Origin of the sequence: Acinetobacter piscicola, assembly GCF_002233755.1 — a bacterium.
In the GTDB taxonomy this organism is placed as follows: domain Bacteria; phylum Pseudomonadota; class Gammaproteobacteria; order Pseudomonadales; family Moraxellaceae; genus Acinetobacter; species Acinetobacter piscicola.
Genome location: NZ_NIFO01000004.1, coordinates 227,095 through 245,459 on the forward strand (window position 1 = coordinate 227,095; position 18,365 = coordinate 245,459).

16 protein-coding genes are annotated in these 18,365 nt (G+C 38.0%); 11 read left to right on the plus strand and 5 right to left on the minus strand.

Annotated features, from left to right (window positions below; translation table 11 throughout):
• Positions 1-287 precede the first annotated feature (287 nt).
• Genes CDA10_RS09455 through CDA10_RS09475 form a run of 5 tightly spaced genes read left to right on the plus strand, consistent with a single transcriptional unit; the run spans position 288 to position 3,525 of the window.
• The gene (locus tag CDA10_RS09455; protein WP_089605371.1) at positions 288-1,106 is read left to right on the plus strand and encodes an ABC transporter ATP-binding protein; all 819 of its coding nucleotides are present in this window, start codon (positions 288-290) and stop codon (positions 1,104-1,106) included.
• Positions 1,103-1,882 carry a lipid asymmetry maintenance ABC transporter permease subunit MlaE gene (mlaE, locus tag CDA10_RS09460; RefSeq protein WP_089605372.1) on the plus strand — a complete coding sequence of 260 codons (780 nt, stop codon included), beginning with the start codon at positions 1,103-1,105 and terminating at the stop codon, positions 1,880-1,882. The genes CDA10_RS09455 and mlaE overlap by 4 nt, the downstream gene beginning before the upstream one ends.
• Positions 1,882-2,559: an outer membrane lipid asymmetry maintenance protein MlaD gene (gene mlaD, locus CDA10_RS09465; RefSeq protein WP_089605373.1), complete on the plus strand. Its 678-nt coding sequence runs from the start codon at positions 1,882-1,884 to the stop codon at positions 2,557-2,559. The genes mlaE and mlaD overlap by 1 nt, the downstream gene beginning before the upstream one ends.
• A 20-nt stretch (positions 2,560-2,579) precedes the next feature.
• On the plus strand, positions 2,580-3,203 hold the full coding sequence (locus CDA10_RS09470; RefSeq protein ID WP_089605374.1) for an MlaC/ttg2D family ABC transporter substrate-binding protein: 624 nt from the start codon (positions 2,580-2,582) through the stop codon (positions 3,201-3,203).
• A gap of 34 nt (positions 3,204-3,237) precedes the next feature.
• A complete protein-coding gene (locus CDA10_RS09475; protein WP_089605375.1) occupies positions 3,238-3,525 on the plus strand; it encodes an STAS domain-containing protein in 288 nt (95 codons plus the stop codon).
• Between the two features lie 123 nt (positions 3,526-3,648).
• Here CDA10_RS09475 and CDA10_RS09480 read toward each other — a convergent pair whose 3' ends face one another.
• Positions 3,649-4,662 (minus strand): CorA family divalent cation transporter, encoded by a 1,014-nt coding sequence (locus CDA10_RS09480; protein WP_010111874.1) that lies wholly within the window; start codon positions 4,660-4,662, stop codon positions 3,649-3,651.
• A gap of 156 nt (positions 4,663-4,818) precedes the next feature.
• Between CDA10_RS09480 and CDA10_RS09485 the strand changes: the two genes are divergently transcribed.
• Together CDA10_RS09485 and CDA10_RS09490 are read left to right on the plus strand one after the other, a co-directional pair.
• Positions 4,819-5,436 (plus strand): LOG family protein, encoded by a 618-nt coding sequence (locus CDA10_RS09485; RefSeq protein ID WP_089605376.1) that lies wholly within the window; start codon positions 4,819-4,821, stop codon positions 5,434-5,436.
• 101 nt (positions 5,437-5,537) lie between these two features.
• On the plus strand, positions 5,538-5,930 hold the full coding sequence (locus CDA10_RS09490) for an NUDIX hydrolase (RefSeq protein ID WP_089605377.1): 393 nt from the start codon (positions 5,538-5,540) through the stop codon (positions 5,928-5,930).
• A gap of 182 nt (positions 5,931-6,112) precedes the next feature.
• Here CDA10_RS09490 and CDA10_RS09495 read toward each other — a convergent pair whose 3' ends face one another.
• Entirely contained in the window at positions 6,113-6,742 is a 630-nt protein-coding gene (locus CDA10_RS09495; RefSeq protein ID WP_089605378.1) for a ComF family protein, read from the minus strand.
• Between the two features lie 231 nt (positions 6,743-6,973).
• Positions 6,974-9,019: an ATP-dependent DNA helicase RecG gene (gene recG, locus CDA10_RS09500; protein WP_089605379.1), complete on the minus strand. Its 2,046-nt coding sequence runs from the start codon at positions 9,017-9,019 to the stop codon at positions 6,974-6,976.
• Between the two features lie 60 nt (positions 9,020-9,079).
• Here recG and CDA10_RS09505 point away from each other — a divergent pair, with 60 nt between their 5' ends.
• Positions 9,080-9,856, plus strand: a complete 777-nt coding sequence (locus CDA10_RS09505; protein ID WP_089605380.1) for an NAD(P)H-binding protein — start codon at positions 9,080-9,082, stop codon at positions 9,854-9,856.
• Between the two features lie 71 nt (positions 9,857-9,927).
• Positions 9,928-11,553, plus strand: a complete 1,626-nt coding sequence (locus CDA10_RS09510; protein WP_089605381.1) for an ATP-binding cassette domain-containing protein — start codon at positions 9,928-9,930, stop codon at positions 11,551-11,553.
• An 87-nt stretch (positions 11,554-11,640) separates the two neighbouring features.
• Here CDA10_RS09510 and plsB read toward each other — a convergent pair whose 3' ends face one another.
• On the minus strand, positions 11,641-14,223 hold the full coding sequence (plsB, locus tag CDA10_RS09515; protein ID WP_089605382.1) for a glycerol-3-phosphate 1-O-acyltransferase PlsB: 2,583 nt from the start codon (positions 14,221-14,223) through the stop codon (positions 11,641-11,643).
• Positions 14,224-14,517: 294 nt separating this feature from the next.
• Between plsB and CDA10_RS09520 the strand changes: the two genes are divergently transcribed.
• Both CDA10_RS09520 and CDA10_RS09525 read left to right on the plus strand, forming a co-directional pair.
• Complete coding sequence (locus tag CDA10_RS09520) at positions 14,518-15,393, plus strand: acyl-CoA thioesterase (RefSeq protein ID WP_089605383.1); 876 nt, start codon at positions 14,518-14,520, stop codon at positions 15,391-15,393.
• Between the two features lie 370 nt (positions 15,394-15,763).
• Positions 15,764-17,002 (plus strand): dicarboxylate/amino acid:cation symporter, encoded by a 1,239-nt coding sequence (locus tag CDA10_RS09525; protein ID WP_089605384.1) that lies wholly within the window; start codon positions 15,764-15,766, stop codon positions 17,000-17,002.
• 319 nt (positions 17,003-17,321) lie between these two features.
• Here CDA10_RS09525 and CDA10_RS09530 read toward each other — a convergent pair whose 3' ends face one another.
• Positions 17,322-18,266, minus strand: a complete 945-nt coding sequence (locus CDA10_RS09530; protein ID WP_089605385.1) for a metal-dependent hydrolase — start codon at positions 18,264-18,266, stop codon at positions 17,322-17,324.
• Between the last annotated feature and the right edge of the window lie 99 nt (positions 18,267-18,365).

The following is an 18,365-nucleotide window of genomic DNA, read 5'->3' on the forward strand; positions in this document are numbered from 1 at the left end:
CTATAAAAATATGAATTCAACTCAGGAAAACCTAACGCTTAGCGTGGTTATGCCTTATATCTTTTCGATATTAGTTGTCTCGAATATCGGCTATCTGATCTATGGTTTAATTTCAGGTTAAATATATTTATTAACTAAACTAAAAAATTATAAAAGTAAAATTATTAAAGCAAACGTATTGGTATTTAAACAATGAATTTCATCTATTTCATTATCTTTTAATTACATAAATATAAGTATTTAAGAGTATAGTATGTGGGCTGATAAATGCAGGAAAATGTTCAGCTATGAATAAGCAAAATCATGCCGAAACAGAAGCTTTAATTGACGTTAAAAATTTAAGCTTTAACAGAGGTGAACGCATTATTTATGATAATGTGAATTTACAAATTCGTCGTGGACAGATTACCGCAATTATGGGGCCATCTGGAACAGGTAAAACAACCTTGCTACGATTGATTGGTGGTCAACTCACTCCAGATGCTGGTCAGGTGATGCTTGATGGCAAAAATATAGCCTCAATGTCACGCAGTGAGCTATTTGCGGCACGTGCTCGTATGGGGATGTTATTTCAAAGTGGTGCATTATTTACAGATATGTCTGTTTATGAAAATGTAGCATTCCCGATTCGTGCGCACACTAAACTCCCTGAAAATTTAATTGCAGAACTGGTGGCTTTAAAGCTGGAATCTGTTGGGTTGCGTGGTGCTGAAAAGTTGATGCCAGCAGAGCTTTCTGGTGGTATGAATCGACGTGTTGCATTGGCCAGAGCGATTGCCTTAGATCCTGATTTGATTATGTATGATGAGCCTTTTGCTGGACAAGATCCAATTGTAATGGGTGTTTTGTCACGATTGATCCGTTCATTACGTGAAGCTTTAGATTTGACGACTATTATTGTATCGCATGATGTTGATGAAACACTCTCAATCGCAGATTACATTTATGTTGTTGCTGAAGGTAAGGTTCAGGGTGAAGGTACGCCTGAGCAATTGAGAAACCATGCATCCCCATTTGTTCAACAGTTTTTAACGGGTTCGATAGATGGACCTGTGGATTATCAATTTAGTCATCAAGCCTATTTAAGTAATGAGGTTGGTTCATGAATGCTATTGCCTTACTCGGTAGACGCGTTCTAGAACGTGTTCAGGGAATTGGCGTTGCAACGGCAATGTTGCTACGTATTTTATGTTCAATGCCTACAATTTTAGGTGTGAAACTATTTACATATCAAATGTATCGCGTTGGTGTGTTGTCACTACTGATCATTGCTGTGTCTGGTTTATTTATTGGCGCAGTACTCGGACTACAGATGTATAACATTTTAGTCACGTTTGGCAGTGAAGCAATGTTAGGTGCTGCTGTTGCTTTAACGTTATTGCGTGAACTTGCTCCTGTGGTTGCAGCTTTACTTTTTGCTGGACGGGCAGGTTCAGCACTCACCGCTGAAATTGGTTTGATGAAAGCCACTGAGCAACTTTCCAGTATGGAAATGATCGGTGTTGATCCATTAAAACGTGTGGTTTCACCACGTTTGTGGGCTGGGATCGTGAGTTTGCCAATGCTATCCGTGATTTTCGCTGCCATTGGTATCATGGGTGGTAAAATGGTTGGTGTCGATTTTCTCGGTGCTGACGAAGGTTCTTATTGGAGCGGTATCCTGAGCAGTACAGAATTTATGAAAGATGTACTGAATGGAACTGTGATTAAAAGCTTAGTTTTTGCTTTAATTTGTACTTGGATTGCGGTGTATCAAGGCTATGCCTGTGAACCGACATCTGAAGGTATCGCAACATCTACGACACGTACTGTTGTGTATTCATCGTTATGTGTTTTAGGTTTTGATTTCGTGTTGACTGCGGTCATGTTCGGAGGTGTTTAATGAAATCACGTACAAGTGAGCTGGCCGTCGGTATTTTTGTCATCATTTTTGGTATTGCCGTATTCTTTTTGGCAATGAAAGTGAGTGGATTGGTTGGTACGAATCTTAAAGACAGTTATGAAATGTCTGCAACTTTTGACAATGTAAATGGTTTGAAGCCACGTGCTAAAGTGACCATGAGCGGAGTAAAAATTGGGCAAGTTGAAACGATTACACTTGACCCTGTAACCCGCCAAGCAACGGTTAAATTTGATTTAGATGGTTCTTTAACTTCTTTTAATGCAGAACAGCTTAAAAAAGTCAAAGAAAATACCTTGGGTGATTTGCGCTACAGTGCTGATTATCAAGCGGCAACACCTGAGAAACAAAAAGAAATGGAACAGCAACTGTTGGGTAACATGAAATCCATCACCAATATTGATGAAGATGCTTACATAATGGTTGCTACAAATGGTCTTTTAGGCGAGAAATATTTAAAAATTGTACCAGGTGGTGGAATTAACTACATCAAACGTGGTGAGAGTATATCTAATACTCAAGGTACAATGGATCTTGAAGATCTAATTTCCAAATTTATTACTGGTGGTGCAGGAAAATCATCGACTGATGCATCAAAAGCTCAAGATGAACCTGCAACGACCGAAACAACTGATGCTCAGACATCATTTGTCGAATAAGCATGAGAGGAGTGATTTAAATGAATATGCTTTTTAAACAAACTTTTGCTGCAAGTGTGTTGGCAACAATGGTTGTAACTGCGGCTCAAGCGGCACCAGCAGAGGCGCCACCTGCATTTGTTAAGCGTGTTGCAGATGGTTTAATTAGCCGTTTAAAAGCTGATCAGGGTAAATTACAAAATCCAGCCACTGTAAAAATGATAATACGTCAAAATCTTGATCCATATGTTGATGGACAAGCATTTACACGTATCGTTATGGGAACTTATGCAAATAGCAGCACACCTGCACAACGTGCGCAATTTGAACAAAATTTCCGTAATACTTTGATTGAAAATTATGGTTCTGCATTTGCTAAATATTCGAACCAAAGTTATTCAATGCGCCCTTACAAAGAGACAAATAGTAAATTCCCTGTTGTTACAGTGGACTTTAATAACAAAGGTGAAAAGATTCCTGTATCTTTCCAATTGTCAGATGCTGGCAGTCAATGGAAAGTACGTAATCTGAATGTAGCAGGTATTGATTTAGGTCTACAGTTCCGTAATCAGTTTGCTGCTAACGTACAACGTAATGGTGGCAATATTGACAAAGCAATTGCAACTTTTAAACCAGATGCAGATGCAGCGGTGAATAAAAAGTAAGATGTATAGCAAAGGTCAAGATAGGGATGAGTGAATGATTGAATTTAGAAATCAGGAATTACATGTGAGTGGTAAGATTGCTTATGAGAATGCTGAAAACTATTATTTAAATGGTTTGAAAGTTATTCAAAGTGAAAAGAATTTTCCAATCATCGTGAATTTGTCTCAGCTTGAACATGGTAGTACCTTGGCTTTGTCGGTATTGGTGCAATGGTTGCGCCAAACTCCAAGTACACAAGGTTTACAATTTAAAGCAGTTCCTGAAAAAATGATGAAGATCATTCAAGCTTGTCATTTGCAAGATGATTTAAAAATTATATAAATCATTGTCTTGTCTAGTCGTTAAATAAAAAAGCACCATGAGGTGCTTTTTTATTGGTTTTAAAGATACATTTGTCAAATAAGGTGTATTTCTTGTGCTTTGCAGCAGTACTTTAAAGTCCGCTCAAATCCATTTTTTCCATCTAAAGTAAACCAAAGGGCCGACAAAGAATGAAATGAGTATCGTAATCACGATATAAAAACTGGTTGTACCATGTGCAAAAGGTAATACTTCAGTGTTCATTCCATAAATACTAGCAATCAACATCGGAGGAGCGAGCATACTTGGTAAAATCGAGAATCGACGAATCGTATCGTTCTGTTCGGTATTAATAAATCCAGATGTCGTATCCAGTAAGAATCGAACTTTTTGGAATAAGAACGCGTCGTGTTCTACAAGTGAACGTACATCTTCACTGAGCTCTCGAATATCTGCATCGTAGATATGACTTCCTAAAGCACGTGGACGTGATAGAAACGTTAAAACACGACGTAAATCAATTAAACACAATTGTGCTTTTCCCAAGACATCTTCTTTTTGAGCTAAGCGTGTAATCATGTCATCTAGGTCAAGAATCATTTCGCGATGGCGAACGTTCAGCACTTCTGTTGAGTATAATTCCAAGTCCTTGTGGATATCTTCCAAGATATCCGCAAGCTCATCCAGTTTTGCTTCAAGTAAACCTAAAAGAATCCACGTCGGATCTTTATATTCAATATCATAGTCATTACGTCGAGCACGTGCGCGAAAAGCACGGAAAGCGACAAGCTTCTCACCACGCAGGGTAAATAAGCGTTCTTTATGCAAAATGAATGCAACGGTTTGTACCGTTGCTAGCATATTTGATGAATCGTCAGAATCACCTTCAACTTGATAGTTTTTATTTTTCGTTAAAAAATACGTACTGATATGTAAAATACCATCATCATCACGGTAAAATCGTGCAGATGAGGAAATGTCTTCCAAAGACTTAAGTGTTGGTAAATTTTGCTCATAAGCATCCAATACCCACTCTTGTTCTTCTTGTGAAGGTGCAATGAGATCGATCCACACCAACTCTGGATGTAGGTCAAATCCGCCATTAATGGTTGCATCTTCTAAGCTACCGCGCTCAGTGGCGTAAAAGGCTTCAAGCATAGTGTCTTTTCTCCCTTGCGCCGTAGTGTTCAATCGATGTGTGTATTTTAGACAAGGATTTCAGGAAAAACACTGATTACATTGTTCTTTTGCAAAAAAAATCTTGATTGGTTATGTGTAACTTTAGCATGACAAAATTAAAATTAGGTTAAATTTATGAATTCTATTGCTATTTTTTGTGGTTCTTCTTTAGGTTCAGATCCAATCTTTGCCGATATTGCTCAACTGACTGGTGAAACTATCGCCAAACAAGGTAAAACCTTGGTTTATGGTGGTGGCCGTTCTGGCCTAATGGGTATTATTGCAGATAGTGCATTGGCCGCAGGTGGTCAAGTTTTAGGTGTGATTCCACAGGGTTTAGTCGATCGTGAGTTGGCACATCCTGACTTAACGGAACTGTATATTGTCAAAAATATGCATGAACGCAAAACTAAAATGTCAGAATTGTCTGATGGATTCATCGCTTTACCTGGCGGTGCAGGGACGATTGAAGAGATTTTTGAACAATGGACTTGGGCACAATTGGGAATTCACTTGAAGCCGTGTGCATTTTTAAATATCGATGGTTTTTATGATGATTTGCTTAAATTTATTCAACTCACCACGGATAAAGGCTTCTCGAAAGCACGTTTTACCGATCAACTGATCCATTATGCATCTATTGAAGAAATTTTAAATAAGTTTGAACATTATCAAGCACCTGAGCCGAAATGGGGTGTCAAAGATCGTGAAGAATTGGTCAAGTTAGATCAAGTAGATAAGAGGTTTGGCTAAATCATCTGAACCTGATATTGATACTTGCTTTGAACACAATATATTGTTTTTTATTTTATTAATGGCACAATATGTTGTGTTTTAATTTTTTTTAATAAAATATGAATGTGATTACCGTTGCTGCCGCAGTGATTTTGAATGAACAAAATCAATTGTTATTGGTGAGAAAGAAAAATACTCAGTTTTTTATGCAAGTGGGTGGCAAACTTGAAGAGAATGAATTGCCAGAACAGACCATGCTTCGTGAAATCCATGAGGAAATTGGTGTTCAAGCTAAAATTCAACAATTTATTGGTCGTTTTGAAACACGGGCAGCCAATGAGGCGAATCATCAATTGGTGAGTTATGTTTACCAAGTTGATTTAGATCAAGTACCTAAAATTGATGCCGAAATTGCGGAGATGAAATGGATTAACTTGAATGATGATCAGACACTTTTAGCACCATTAACCAAAGAGGTTGTAATTCCGTGGTGTAAGCAAATTCTTGCATAATACCCTCTCTCAGTCTCTCCCAGAGGGAGAGAAGTATTTAAGAGCTCTCTCAGCCTCTCATAGGGGGAAGTATTTAAAACCTTTTCTTAGTCTCTCTCATAGGGGAGAAGTATTTAAAAACCCTCTCTCAATCTATCCCAAAGGGGGAGAAGTATTTAATCTCTCATGAGAAGTATGGCGGATTACTCTGCAGCAGCGATACAAGCGGTATGTACTTGCTGACAGCCTAAGTTTTCGAGTGCTAGCTTTAAGGCATGAACTGAGCTTCCTGTTGTTACGACATCGTCAATAATTAACACTTTTTTATATCTTCTTCGTTCAGTTTTGATGATTTGAAATTGTTGTTCGATATTTTCCAGTCGCTCTATACGGCTTAAGCCTTTTTGTGAATGTTGGGCCGCGCGAATCACGGGTTGCCATACAGGTATTTTGAGTTCTATCGCCATAATTTTGGCAATGATCAACATTTGGTTATAGCCACGTTCTTTTAAGCGTTCTGTGGAAATCGGCATTGGGACAATGGCTTGAACTTTGGGGAGTCTTAAATTTAATAGACTGTTGCTAAGTAATGTTTGATATTGCAGTTGTTGCTCGTATTTATAGGTTTGAATGACTCGATCTATCGGAAAGAGATAGTGATGTGCGCATAAAATATTTTGCTCATATCTTTCGATGTGCTGTTTGTACCACGGTAAATGATCCCAACAATCTGTACAGAGTGAATGCTGTTGTTGTTTGTCGATTCCACAAAGTAGGCAAGGGGAAATGCTTTGCATGCCTTTGTGGAGGAGTTGATTGATAAATTGGAGCATAGGATTCGTTTTATTATTTTTAATTGAGCGTTAATTTTGCATAGTTATGATTTGAGCGCAATGTTATTTATCACTGTCTCAATCAAAAAATACAAATCCATATTGTTTTAAATGATGTTTATTTCGTATTTATAGATGTAATCCCTCCCAACCTCCCTTTTTCAAAGGGAGGAGCTTTTTATATTTTTATGATGGAAAATGCATTTACTCAAAACCGATAGAATTATTACACTACACATACGCATATCTTGGTGCTTCAGGTAACCATCGTTTAAGCAAGGCTTCCGCATTTTCAGGATAATCTTTTAAGACCTGAGCAGCGACATAATGCGCTTGATTGAGTAAATGATCATCACGTTCTAACTTGGCAACACGAAAACCCATATCACCCGTTTGTTTTGTACCGAGTAGCTCACCCGGCCCTCGAATTTCTAAATCTTTTTCCGCAATAATAAAACCATCATTGGTTTCACGCATGATGCGTAAACGTTCTTGTCCATTTTGTGACAATGGATTTTTATAGAGTAGGGCACAGAAACTTGCTGTCGCACCACGTCCAACTCGTCCACGTAATTGGTGTAGTTGTGAAAGCCCTAAACGTTCAGCATTTTCAATGACCATAATGGATGCATTTGGAACGTCTACACCCACTTCAATAACGGTAGTTGCAACTAAGAGTTGTAATTCATTGTCCTTAAACTGTTGCATAATCATCTGTTTTTCATCTGCTTTCATCTTGCCGTGGACTAAGCCAATATTGAGATGAGGAAAGCGTTCTTTTATTTCCTGATAGGTTGCTTCAGCAGCTTGTGCGTCCAAAGTTTCTGACTGTTCAACTAGCGTGCAAACCCAATAGGCTTGTTTCCCTTCAGCACAATTGGTGGCAATTCGATTGAGGACTTCTTCTCGTCGATCAAGCGGAATCGTCACAGTTTGAATCGGGGTACGTCCCGGCGGAAGTTCATCAATCACAGAGGTATCCAAATCACCATAAGCAGACATCGCCAAGGTGCGGGGGATTGGTGTTGCTGTCATTACCAGTTGATGTGGCGTGGTATTGTTCACACCTTTATTGCGCAGTGCTAAGCGTTGATCCACGCCAAAACGGTGTTGTTCGTCAATAATGACTAAGCCGAGTTTGGCAAATTCAACATTGTCCTGAAATAAAGCATGCGTTCCAACGATCAGATTGGCTGTACCATCTTTTAAGGTTAGTTCCGCAGCTGTGCGAGCTTTGCCTTTTTGTTTACCTGAAAGCCAAGATACATTTAAACCGAGTGGTTCAAACCATTTTTTAAAATTTAAATAATGTTGTTCGGCTAAGATTTCCGTCGGCGCCATCAATGCAACTTGCCATCCTTCCTCTAAGGCATGACAGGCTGCTACGCCTGCGACTAGGGTTTTTCCTGCACCTACATCACCTTGAACTAAACGTAGCATCGGTTTGTTTTGTTTTAAGTCCTTGGATATTTCATTTGAAACACGCTTTTGGGCATTGGTCATTTCAAAAGGTAAACTGGCTAAAAGCTGCTTAGCAAAGGTTTTACTGGGAGAAAATGAAGGCGCTGCAATTTGCTGAATAAAAGCGCGTCGTGTCAGTAAACTAATTTGGTGTGCGACCAATTCTTCAAAAATCAAACGTTGCTGAGCAGGATGCGAACCTTGCGAAAGTTGCAACATATTGGCATTTACAGGGGGATGATGAATATATTCAAGTGCTTGATTTAAGGCATAGCCATTGGTGAATTTTTCAGGAAGTAATTCAGGTAAATCATCGGCATGATGTTTTAAAGCTTGTTTAACATACTCACGGAGTTTCGGTTGTGTTAAACCCTCAGTTGCAGGGTAGATTGCTGTGAGCTGTGTTTGGGGAAGTGGTGTATGCTCTGTAATCAATTGTATTTCAGGATGATACAATTCTAAACCACGTGCGCCGACACGGACTTCACCGAATATTCTTAAACGATTGCCTGCTTTGGCACGATCCATCAATGCTTTATAAATATGGTAGAAACGTAAAGTGACTTTGCCAAAATCATCTTGCAATAAAATGGCCATCGATTTGCGTTTACCGGGTGGCATGTCAATGGATTTGACTACACCTTCAAGCAGGTAGCTGCGACCAACTTGCAATTGGTTCATGGGAATGATCGTGCTACGATCTTCATAATCACGTGGCAAATGAAACAGCAAATCGTCTGTGCTGAAAATATTGAGCTTTTCGAGTAAGGCAGCGGCGGCATTGCCAAGCCCTTGTAATTGGTGGACGGCAGCCATGTCCCCTCAACTTAGGTTAAATTGATTTTTAAAAATCGGTTTTGAAGAATAGGTCATTTGATGCATATTCTATTTATTGGTTATGGTAAAACATCACAGCGTGTTGCTAAACAATTATTTCAACAAGATCACCAAATTACCACAGTGAGTCGGAGTCCGAAAGATGATGATTTTGCTCAACATCTCACTCAGGATATCCAACAACTAGATTTGTCGCAAGTTCAAGTGATTGATGCGGTTTATGTATTACTTGCGCCATCACGTGGTAATTCTCAAAGTCCAATTGAAAATTATCAACAGACTTATGTCGATTCGGTTCAGCCGATTGTAAAAGCTTTAAAGCATCATCCTGTAAAACGAATTATTGTCGTGTCGTCAACACGTGTTTATGGTGAAAGTCATGGAGAGCGTATTGATGATGATTCTGAAACTATTCCAAGTGATGAGCAAGGTCGATTGTTGTTGAAAATGGAGCAGTTATGGCAACAGGCTTATCCTAAAGAATGTGTGATTGTTAGACCGACTGGAATTTACGGCACTTCAGTTGCTCGTATGCAAAAACTTGCGGAAACGACAAAAACTTACCCCAATATTCATTGGTCAAATCGAATTCATATTGATGATTTGGCAAACTTTTTAGTGCATTTGCTTCACGTGGAACGTGCTGAAAAATCGTATATTTGTACGAATAACCAACCGATTCCTTTGCACGAAATGATTTTAAAGATTCAAAGAGAGTTGAATTTGCCTGAATTGGTTTTGGAAAGTGAGAGGGAGACAGGGAAACGGATTTTTGCAGAGAGGATGGTAGTGAATATTACTATTGGAAATATTTAAATGAAAATTGTATATAAACAATTGGTTATTTATAATTTATTTATTCAATTGGAAATAAAAGATCTTTGAAAATGTTTAGTTTTAATATACAAAGAGTTGATGGGTCAAATAGTACTATAGATATTCTGTGTGGAGAGGTAACTTTCTTTGTAGGGGGAAACGGATCTGGAAAATCTTCTTTAGTTAATCAACTGTATCGCCAGTATGGCAATGAACAATCTATTTATATAACTGCATATAGAAAAAATACATTCGATAGCGATATTATTGACTTGAATAATAATGAATATAGAAATGCAAAACAAAATGTATTTCATAATTTAAAGTCTGAGACTAGTAGATATCGTGATGTAAGCGAATATCAGAGTGTCAATCTACCAATCGTCACACTAAAAAATAAATCGATAGCCCATGCAATAGGGAATCATAATCTTTTAAAAAGAGGTGAGACATTAGAAAATCTTGTCTTACATACAGAATTAGATCAGATAAATGATATTTTTAAGAATAGTGGATTAAAAATTGAGTTTTTTATAGATAAAGACACGAATCTGATGGCAAAAAACCTTAATTATTGCCCTCCAAGAAACTATCCATTATCTAAATTGTCTGATGGAGAAAAAAGTGCCTTAATTATATGCTGTCAGGTGTTATGTGCAGAACATAATGTGCTCATAATTCTTGATGAACCTGAGAGACATCTACATAAAAAAATAGTATCTCATCTTCTATCAAATCTTATAGAGTTACGAAGGGATTGTGCTTTTGTAATTTCAACTCACGAATTAACATTACCTTCTTTTTTCCAAGAATCCATAGTTGTAAGTGTTCATAACTGTTATTATGAAAATGATTATTCTATTAAATGGAATATATCTGTAATTAATAATTATGATGAAACATTAAATGGGTTAGATGAACAAGTCAAAATGGATGTTCTTGGTGCAAGAAGCAATATGTTATTTGTTGAAGGAACACAGTCAAGTTTAGATACTGAGCTTTATACTGCTTTATTTAAAGATGTAACTGTAATTTCGAAAGAAAAATGTGATCTTGTAGAAATAGCTGTAAAAGGACTAAGGCATAATCCATTTGCTCATTGGACTAATGCTGTTGGTATCATCGATAATGATAATAAAGTACAGTCACAAATAGAAAACTTGAAATCACAATTCATTTTTAGTCTATCTGTCCATTCTATTGAGTCTATATATTATCACCCTAGAATTATTAGATGGGTTTTAGAGTCGGTTCAAGAAACGCATTTAACTACATCGGTCAATGAGTGTTTTAAAGTAATTTGCGATTTTATATTTAATGCTCTAAAGGATAAGAAAGAACATTTATGTTGTAGAGCTATAGAAAAGAAAATACGTGCCGAAATTATGTCATCAATTCCGACTCAAAAAGATATTCAAAATGGAGGTGCTTATAATAAGTCTTTTGACTTTTCATCTTTCTTACAGGAAGAGATTGCATATTTTGAACAGTTATTAGAGTCAAAAGATTATGAGTCATTAATTGGTCGATATCCAATTAGAGAAACGAACTTACTGACTCCTATTGCTAAGCAATGCGGTTTTTTAGATAGAAAAAGATATGAGATGAATGTTATTAGAGTTATTAGAAGTAACACTGATGCTAAAGATTTTGTACTATCATTACTTGGCGGTGCCGCTGAAGCTGTTTTAAGCTAGTACAAATAATTGCTTTTCATAAAATAATATTTGATATTCTCTGATTCGAAAAGGGTATCTACATTTTTTGTAGATACCCTTTTATACTTACTTCTTCTTACGTTTTAAACGTTTCTTCGCTTGTTGTGCTGCAACAGCGTCTAACGCTTCTTTTAATTCTTCATCGGTAAATGAAGTAATGTGCTGAAGCATTTGCAAAGTTACATCATCTAAAACAAGGTTTGCATATTGCGCAACATTACGGAATTGCTCATCAAAAACAATTGCGCCTTCTTTATTTTTGCCAATATAACCTTGCTCAGTCAGTACTCGAATAAAGCTTTGGAATAAGGCTTTATCAAAGAATTCAGGTGAATTGAATTCATACAATACAGAAAGACGTTGTCCTAATAAGTGACTGAGCACTTCAACTTGATTGGTCGAAATATTTCCTGAACCACGTTGTGTGATGAGTGCTAAAGTCATGTAATAACGTTCAAGACTTTGGCGAACTGGTGCAGCTAAAACAGCAAGTTGGTTATGATCTTCTGAGTTTGGCGCTGGACTGTAAATAAACTCTTCGTCATCAACAAAAATTAAATTAGCTTGAGCTAATGCTTTCACATATTCACAAACTTGATCTTTAATTTCTTCATCTTTCCATTTTAAGAATAATTCTGCTTTTAAGAATGGGTAAAGTGTGCGAATGACATTAATTAAATCAGCCAGATTAATTTTGCCGTTATGTTCAACTAACGCCGCGACCAATGATGGTAAAACAAATGCATGTAAAATATTATTACGGAAATAAGTCAGTAAAACGGCTTGATTATCTTCGATGGCAATAATATCGCCCAATACATGTTGAACACGTTTAATCAGTTTTAACTTCAAGCCATAAGCAATGATTTCTTTGCCTGAAAGCGGTGTCACTTGAGTGCGACTGTCATAAGGTAGCGCAGTCAATAATTTACGATAAGTATCGAGCTGTTTAATGCAGATTTCTTCATCAAGTGTATGTTTCGGTGTTGCCAATAAAATCAGCGACAATAATGAAACAGGGTTGATCACCACTGCACGGTTAATATTTTCCAAAATTGCATTAGCAGAACTGCTGACAGCATTGGAAACTTCTTGAGGAATAGGATCGTCATTGTGTTCAATTTTGATCTTATCCGCGCCGTGTTCTTTGAGTAAATCATCCAAGAAGACAGGCTCACCAAAATTCACATGCACTTTACCGAAAATACGTTCAATCTTTTTCAGGGTTTGAAGAATACCCCAAATAGACTCTGACTCTTTCGGTTTACCATTCATTTCCCCCACATAGGTTGCGCCTTCCATCAAGCGTTCATAGCCCACATAAGTTGGAATGAATACGATTGGCTTAGCACGACCACGTAAGTGTCCATGTACAGTCATTGCAAGCATGCCTGTTTTAGGTGGAAGCAAGCGACCTGTACGAGAGCGACCACCTTCAATAAAGTATTCAAGTGGCGTGTTGCGAGATAAAATGCTAAATAAATATTCTTTAAATACAGAAGTATAAAGTGCATTACCACGGAATGAACGGCGAATAAAGAATGCGCCACCACCACGTAATAATTGACCTACAAACGGCATATTTAAATTATCGCCCGCAGCAATATACGGCACCATCAAGCCACGTTTATAAATCACATAAGACAATAATAGATAGTCAATATGGCTACGATGACATGGGGTGTAAATCACCTCATAGTCTTTGACCAACTCTCGAACCGTACTAAAGTTATGAACTTCAACGCCATCATAAAGCTGAGTCCATAAGCGTGTTAGTGCCATATCGGCAAAACGTACTGCGGAAGCTGAATAGTCGGAAGCAATTTCATTAACAAAACCAATCGCTTTACGCTCAGATTCGATCATGCTGGTTTTAGAGCGAATACTTTCTTTGCGAATGGCATCCTGCACATCAGGCGCTTTGATTAAAGACTGCATCACATTACGGCGATCTGATAAATCAGGCCCGAGAATGACTTCTCGTTGACGGTCTAAATAATCATTTAAATTGTTGGCAATGTAGGTCGCTGGGGAAATGTTTGGGTGATGAATTTTGGCATATTGCACCAATTCACGCAGCGATTTGGTTTCATGGAACTCTAAAAAAGATTGACGACCATGTACGCCGATATTCATCAATTGTTTAACTTTACTCGGTGTTGCCCAAGTATCTGTAAACAATAATTTAAATAAAGAATCTTCCTTATCTGGCGAGCGACCCCAAAGTACAGTGACAGGGATCAATTCAATATCTAAGTCTGGATTTTGATCTAAAACATCGATTAGTCTGAGCAGTCGCGGAGGAAATGTATGTATCGGAGCGTGTAATAAATTGCTTTCATCTTGTTGCTGTAAAAATACAACCGCAGCTTTTTCTGTGTGATTGCCAATCACCAATGGATTTAAAGCAGGTGCAATCTTTAAACGGCGAGTTTCACTATCAACAACCAAGGCATTACTGCGTGAATAGTTTTGCAAAACATAGCACGTAATTTTCTGAGTCTTTTCAGGAGATGAAATCTCTTGATTTGCATTTTCAGAAACTTGGTTTTCTGTAGGAACTTCTCCAAGAACATGTGGTGTCACCACAAGGTCAAGTAGCTTACTTGAAAGCCGACGATACATTTGACCAAAGCCACTCTTGGACATACATACTCCTAGCGAATGATGAATATCGCATTATTAGTCAATGAAAGAAGCGATATTTTCTATAATTTAAAGATAAAACAATAGGTCATTTTCAGACATTTTGCATGAAAAACGGTTGTTTTAATCATTTTAAAACGTATTTGAACAGAGTATAGCAAACTCGATATGTGACAATATAGTCTATGAAACTTTAGCGAATCACTCAGAATTTATGGCAATATAGAGTTAACCCTCTAAAGTACATCTATTTTACGGCATTTATGATGACGTAAATTGGAATAAAAAAGGTCTTTTATGAATACTTTAACCCAAGAACTTGTTGAATTATTAACGCTTGAAAAATTAGAAGAGCACATTTTTCGTGGTCAAAGTCGAAACTTGGTTGGTAAACGTGTTTTTGGTGGACAAGTTCTCGGGCAAGCGCTGATGGCAGCATCATACACAGCAGATCGACCTGTAAATTCATTACACGCTTACTTTTTGTATGGTGGTGATGTCAATGCACCGATTATTTATGAAGTTGATCGTTTACGTGATGGTAAAAGCTTTTTAAGCCGTCAAGTTCGTGCTATACAACATGGGCGTACTATATTTTCAGCGATGGTGTCTTTTGCTTCACCAGAAGAAGGTTTGAATTACCAAATCAGTGAGCCAGAATATCCTGCGCCAGATGAGTTAAAGTCTGAGCAAGAATTAAAAGAAAACTTGATTAACTTTATCCCTGAAAATATTCGTGCAGCATTTATGCGTCCACGTCAGGTGGATATCAAGCCGATTAATATTGGTAATCCATTTCAACCACAACCTGAAGCGCCATCCAATGCGTTGTATATGAAAACCTATGGTGAATTGCCTAAACATTTGGCTGATAATGTTGCTTTGAACCAAGCGATTGTGGCGTTCTATTCAGATTATTCATTTATGGTGACAGCGTTACGCCCACACGGTATCAATTATCTTACGCCAAGTGTTCAAATTGCCAGTATAGATCATGCGATGTATTTCCATAAGCCAGTGAAAGCAGATGAATGGATGCTCTACGATATGGATGCAACCGTAACGGCAAGCTCTCGTGGGCTCAGTCATGGACGGATGTGGCAAAATGGAGAGCTAGTGTGTAGTACGGTGCAAGAGGGTTTGATGCGTATGCGTGAGATTGAAACGCAATAAACTTGAATGATCGACGTATTAAAGCTATCTAAACAGGTTAATGCTGAGCAGTTAAGAGTAATTTAGTGATTACTCATTTAAGAATCTCCCCTAACCCTGAGCCATATATGGCGCAAGGCAAAAGAGGGGGAACAATTGAGAATCTAAAATAATTTTGAATTCCTTGCGCAGCAGTGCTGCTCATCCCTCCTTTATCAAAGGTGAGGAGCATGCTCCGCAAGGGGAGGATTTAAAAAAGCTTAACTGGCTGGCATTGATTTAAACAGATGGCTTTTTTATTTTTGAACTAAGCTGATCACAAAATAATGCTCGATTCTATGTAACTTCAATGGCATATTGCAAAATACTCGAAATAAAACAGTAAGCAAAAATGAGCCTAAATACGCAAATTTTAATTGCCGCCATTCTAGGGGTTGGGTTTGGTTTTTTACTCAATCAATTTCCCAATACTCAGTTTTTTGAAGCCAGTATTTATGGCCTAGGCATTGCCAGTAGCATTTTTATTGGCTTGTTGAAGATGCTTCTTGTTCCTTTGATTTTTAGTTCGATTGTGGTGGGCGTTTCGAATTTACAAGCAGGCGGGCAACTGAGTCGCACTTGGAAAATTACCTTAGCCTGCTGCGTTACGACAACGACCTTGGCGCTGATTTTAGGGATTAGTTGTGCGCATTTATTTGATGTTGGAAAGGGTGTTGATATTACGCTTTTTCAGGATGTAATGAATCAACATCAAAGTCCCGATACGTTGACAGCTTCATCATTCTTTACCAATTTTATTCAAAATACACTCATTAACCCATTCAAGGCTTTTGCAGAAGGTAATGTACTCGCCGTAGTGGTTTTTGCCTTATTGCTTGGTGTGGCATTGGTCAAAGGTGGTGAGCGGTTTAGCAGTATTCGTAAACTCAGTACGCAATTTTTTGAAGTGATGATGATGATGGTTGGGTGGGTGATGAAACTCGCACCAATCGGTATTTTTGCATTATTGGCAAAATTAATTTCGACAGAAGATATTTCTATTCTGAGTCGTTTAGCTGAGTTTGCGGCAGTGGTGACTGGAACGACTATTTTCCACGGGGCTGTGGTTTTACCTTTATTGTTGTGGATTTTTGGGCGAATGAGTCCGATCACCTTTTTTAGAGGGGCGAGAGCGGCTTTAATTACTGCCTTTGCAACCAGTTCTAGTTCAGCAACCATGCCACTTTCGATGAAGTGTGCGCAGGAAAATTTAGGTGTGCGCCCTCAAACGGCAGGTTTTGTTATTCCATTGGGTACGCAATTGAATATGGATGGTACTGCGCTTTATGAAGCTGCGGCGGCACTGTTTATTGCAAATTTGATGGGACTTGATTTGAGTTTAGGACAGCAAGTCATTGTGTGTTTGACCGCAATGATTGCGTCATTGGGTGCGCCAGGAATCCCAAGTGCTGGTATGGTGACCATGATTATGGTTTTACAATCTGTGGGTTTACCTGCGGAAGCAATCGCTATTTTATTACCGATAGACCGTTTGCTCGATACTGTACGAACAGTGGTGAATGTTCAGGGTGATATGATGATAAGTGTTGTTGTAGATCGTTATACCAAAGACATGGGATCACCGAGTTAGTTTTTATTCACTAAAATATGGCTAGGCTATAAAAAAGATCTATGTAAAAAAGCAGGATTATTGATCTTAATGCCAGTCAGTTAAGCATTTTTAATCCTCCTCCTTGCGGAGCATACTCCTCACCTTTGAAAAAGGAGGGAGTATCTTAGATTCATACCTCATTGAATTCCTTGCACAGCAATGCTGTTCATCCCCTCTTTTGCCTTGCGCCATATATGGCTCAGGGTTAGGGGAGATTTATCAATTAGTAATAATAAAATTACTCTTAACTGATCAGCATTAAGATTCTTGATCCCGCTTTTCTTTTTTTATATAAGATTTAAGCAACTTTAGGTAAGGCGCGTTTCGCAGCAGGTGAACTGTCTAGGTAAGCAATCGCATCTTCTGTTTTAGCTTCATGTACAGGATCATACCACGGCATTAAATAACCGAGCTGTTGTGAAACTAACCACAGTGGATGTGGCATAAGGCGATTATCTGTCTGTGCGATACTCGCCCATTCACGCCATATCCACGGTTTATAAAATGCAGGTTTTTTATCTGCAAAGCGTGGGTCTTGTCCCATGATATGTGCAGCGCCATCAACCCATAAACCAAGTACGGCAATAATAACAATCACACTTTGATAATAACGAGAGATATAACCACCACCTAAATGGCGATATAAATCAAATGCAACAGTACGATGTTCGATTTCTTCTGCACCGTGCCATTTCACCAAATCTAGCATGTTAGGATCTGCACCAAGCTCAGCCCATTTTTTGTTATACAGCGAATACTTACCCAGTACGCAAGTCATGTGCTCAACAGTTGCGACGATTCCTAAACGAAATAAGTCCCATTGATGATCTAAGGCTTGAGGGATTTTTATACCTAAAGGTTGATCTGCAAGTAATTTTCCAAATAGAAAATCCATGAGGTCTAAATTACGCTGAATATCAATATTTCGTACTGTTAAATATTCTTTATTTGCAGAGACATGTGCTTGAGCATGCATTGCTTCTTGGCGAATAAAAGCACGGACATCTTGTGCTAATTTTTCATCAGTAATTTTAGGTAATACACGGTTGTAGAGTCGGCAAAACCAGAACTCACCTGCGGGAAGGATGTTATTAATTTCATTAATGAAATAACTGACAAAGGGTTGATTAGGAATCCAATCAATCGGTGTTTCTTGCCATTCAAATTTTACTTTACGCGGTTTGATTTGATACTGAATGGAAGACCCAATTTTACTGTTTTTTAATCGAGATAATAATTTCATCGCATTGTCCTGATTTTTATTTGTAAATATTACAATTTATCTATTCAGTATAAAAAAATGTCCTAAATAGTTATTAGCAATTTAGGACATTCCAATATC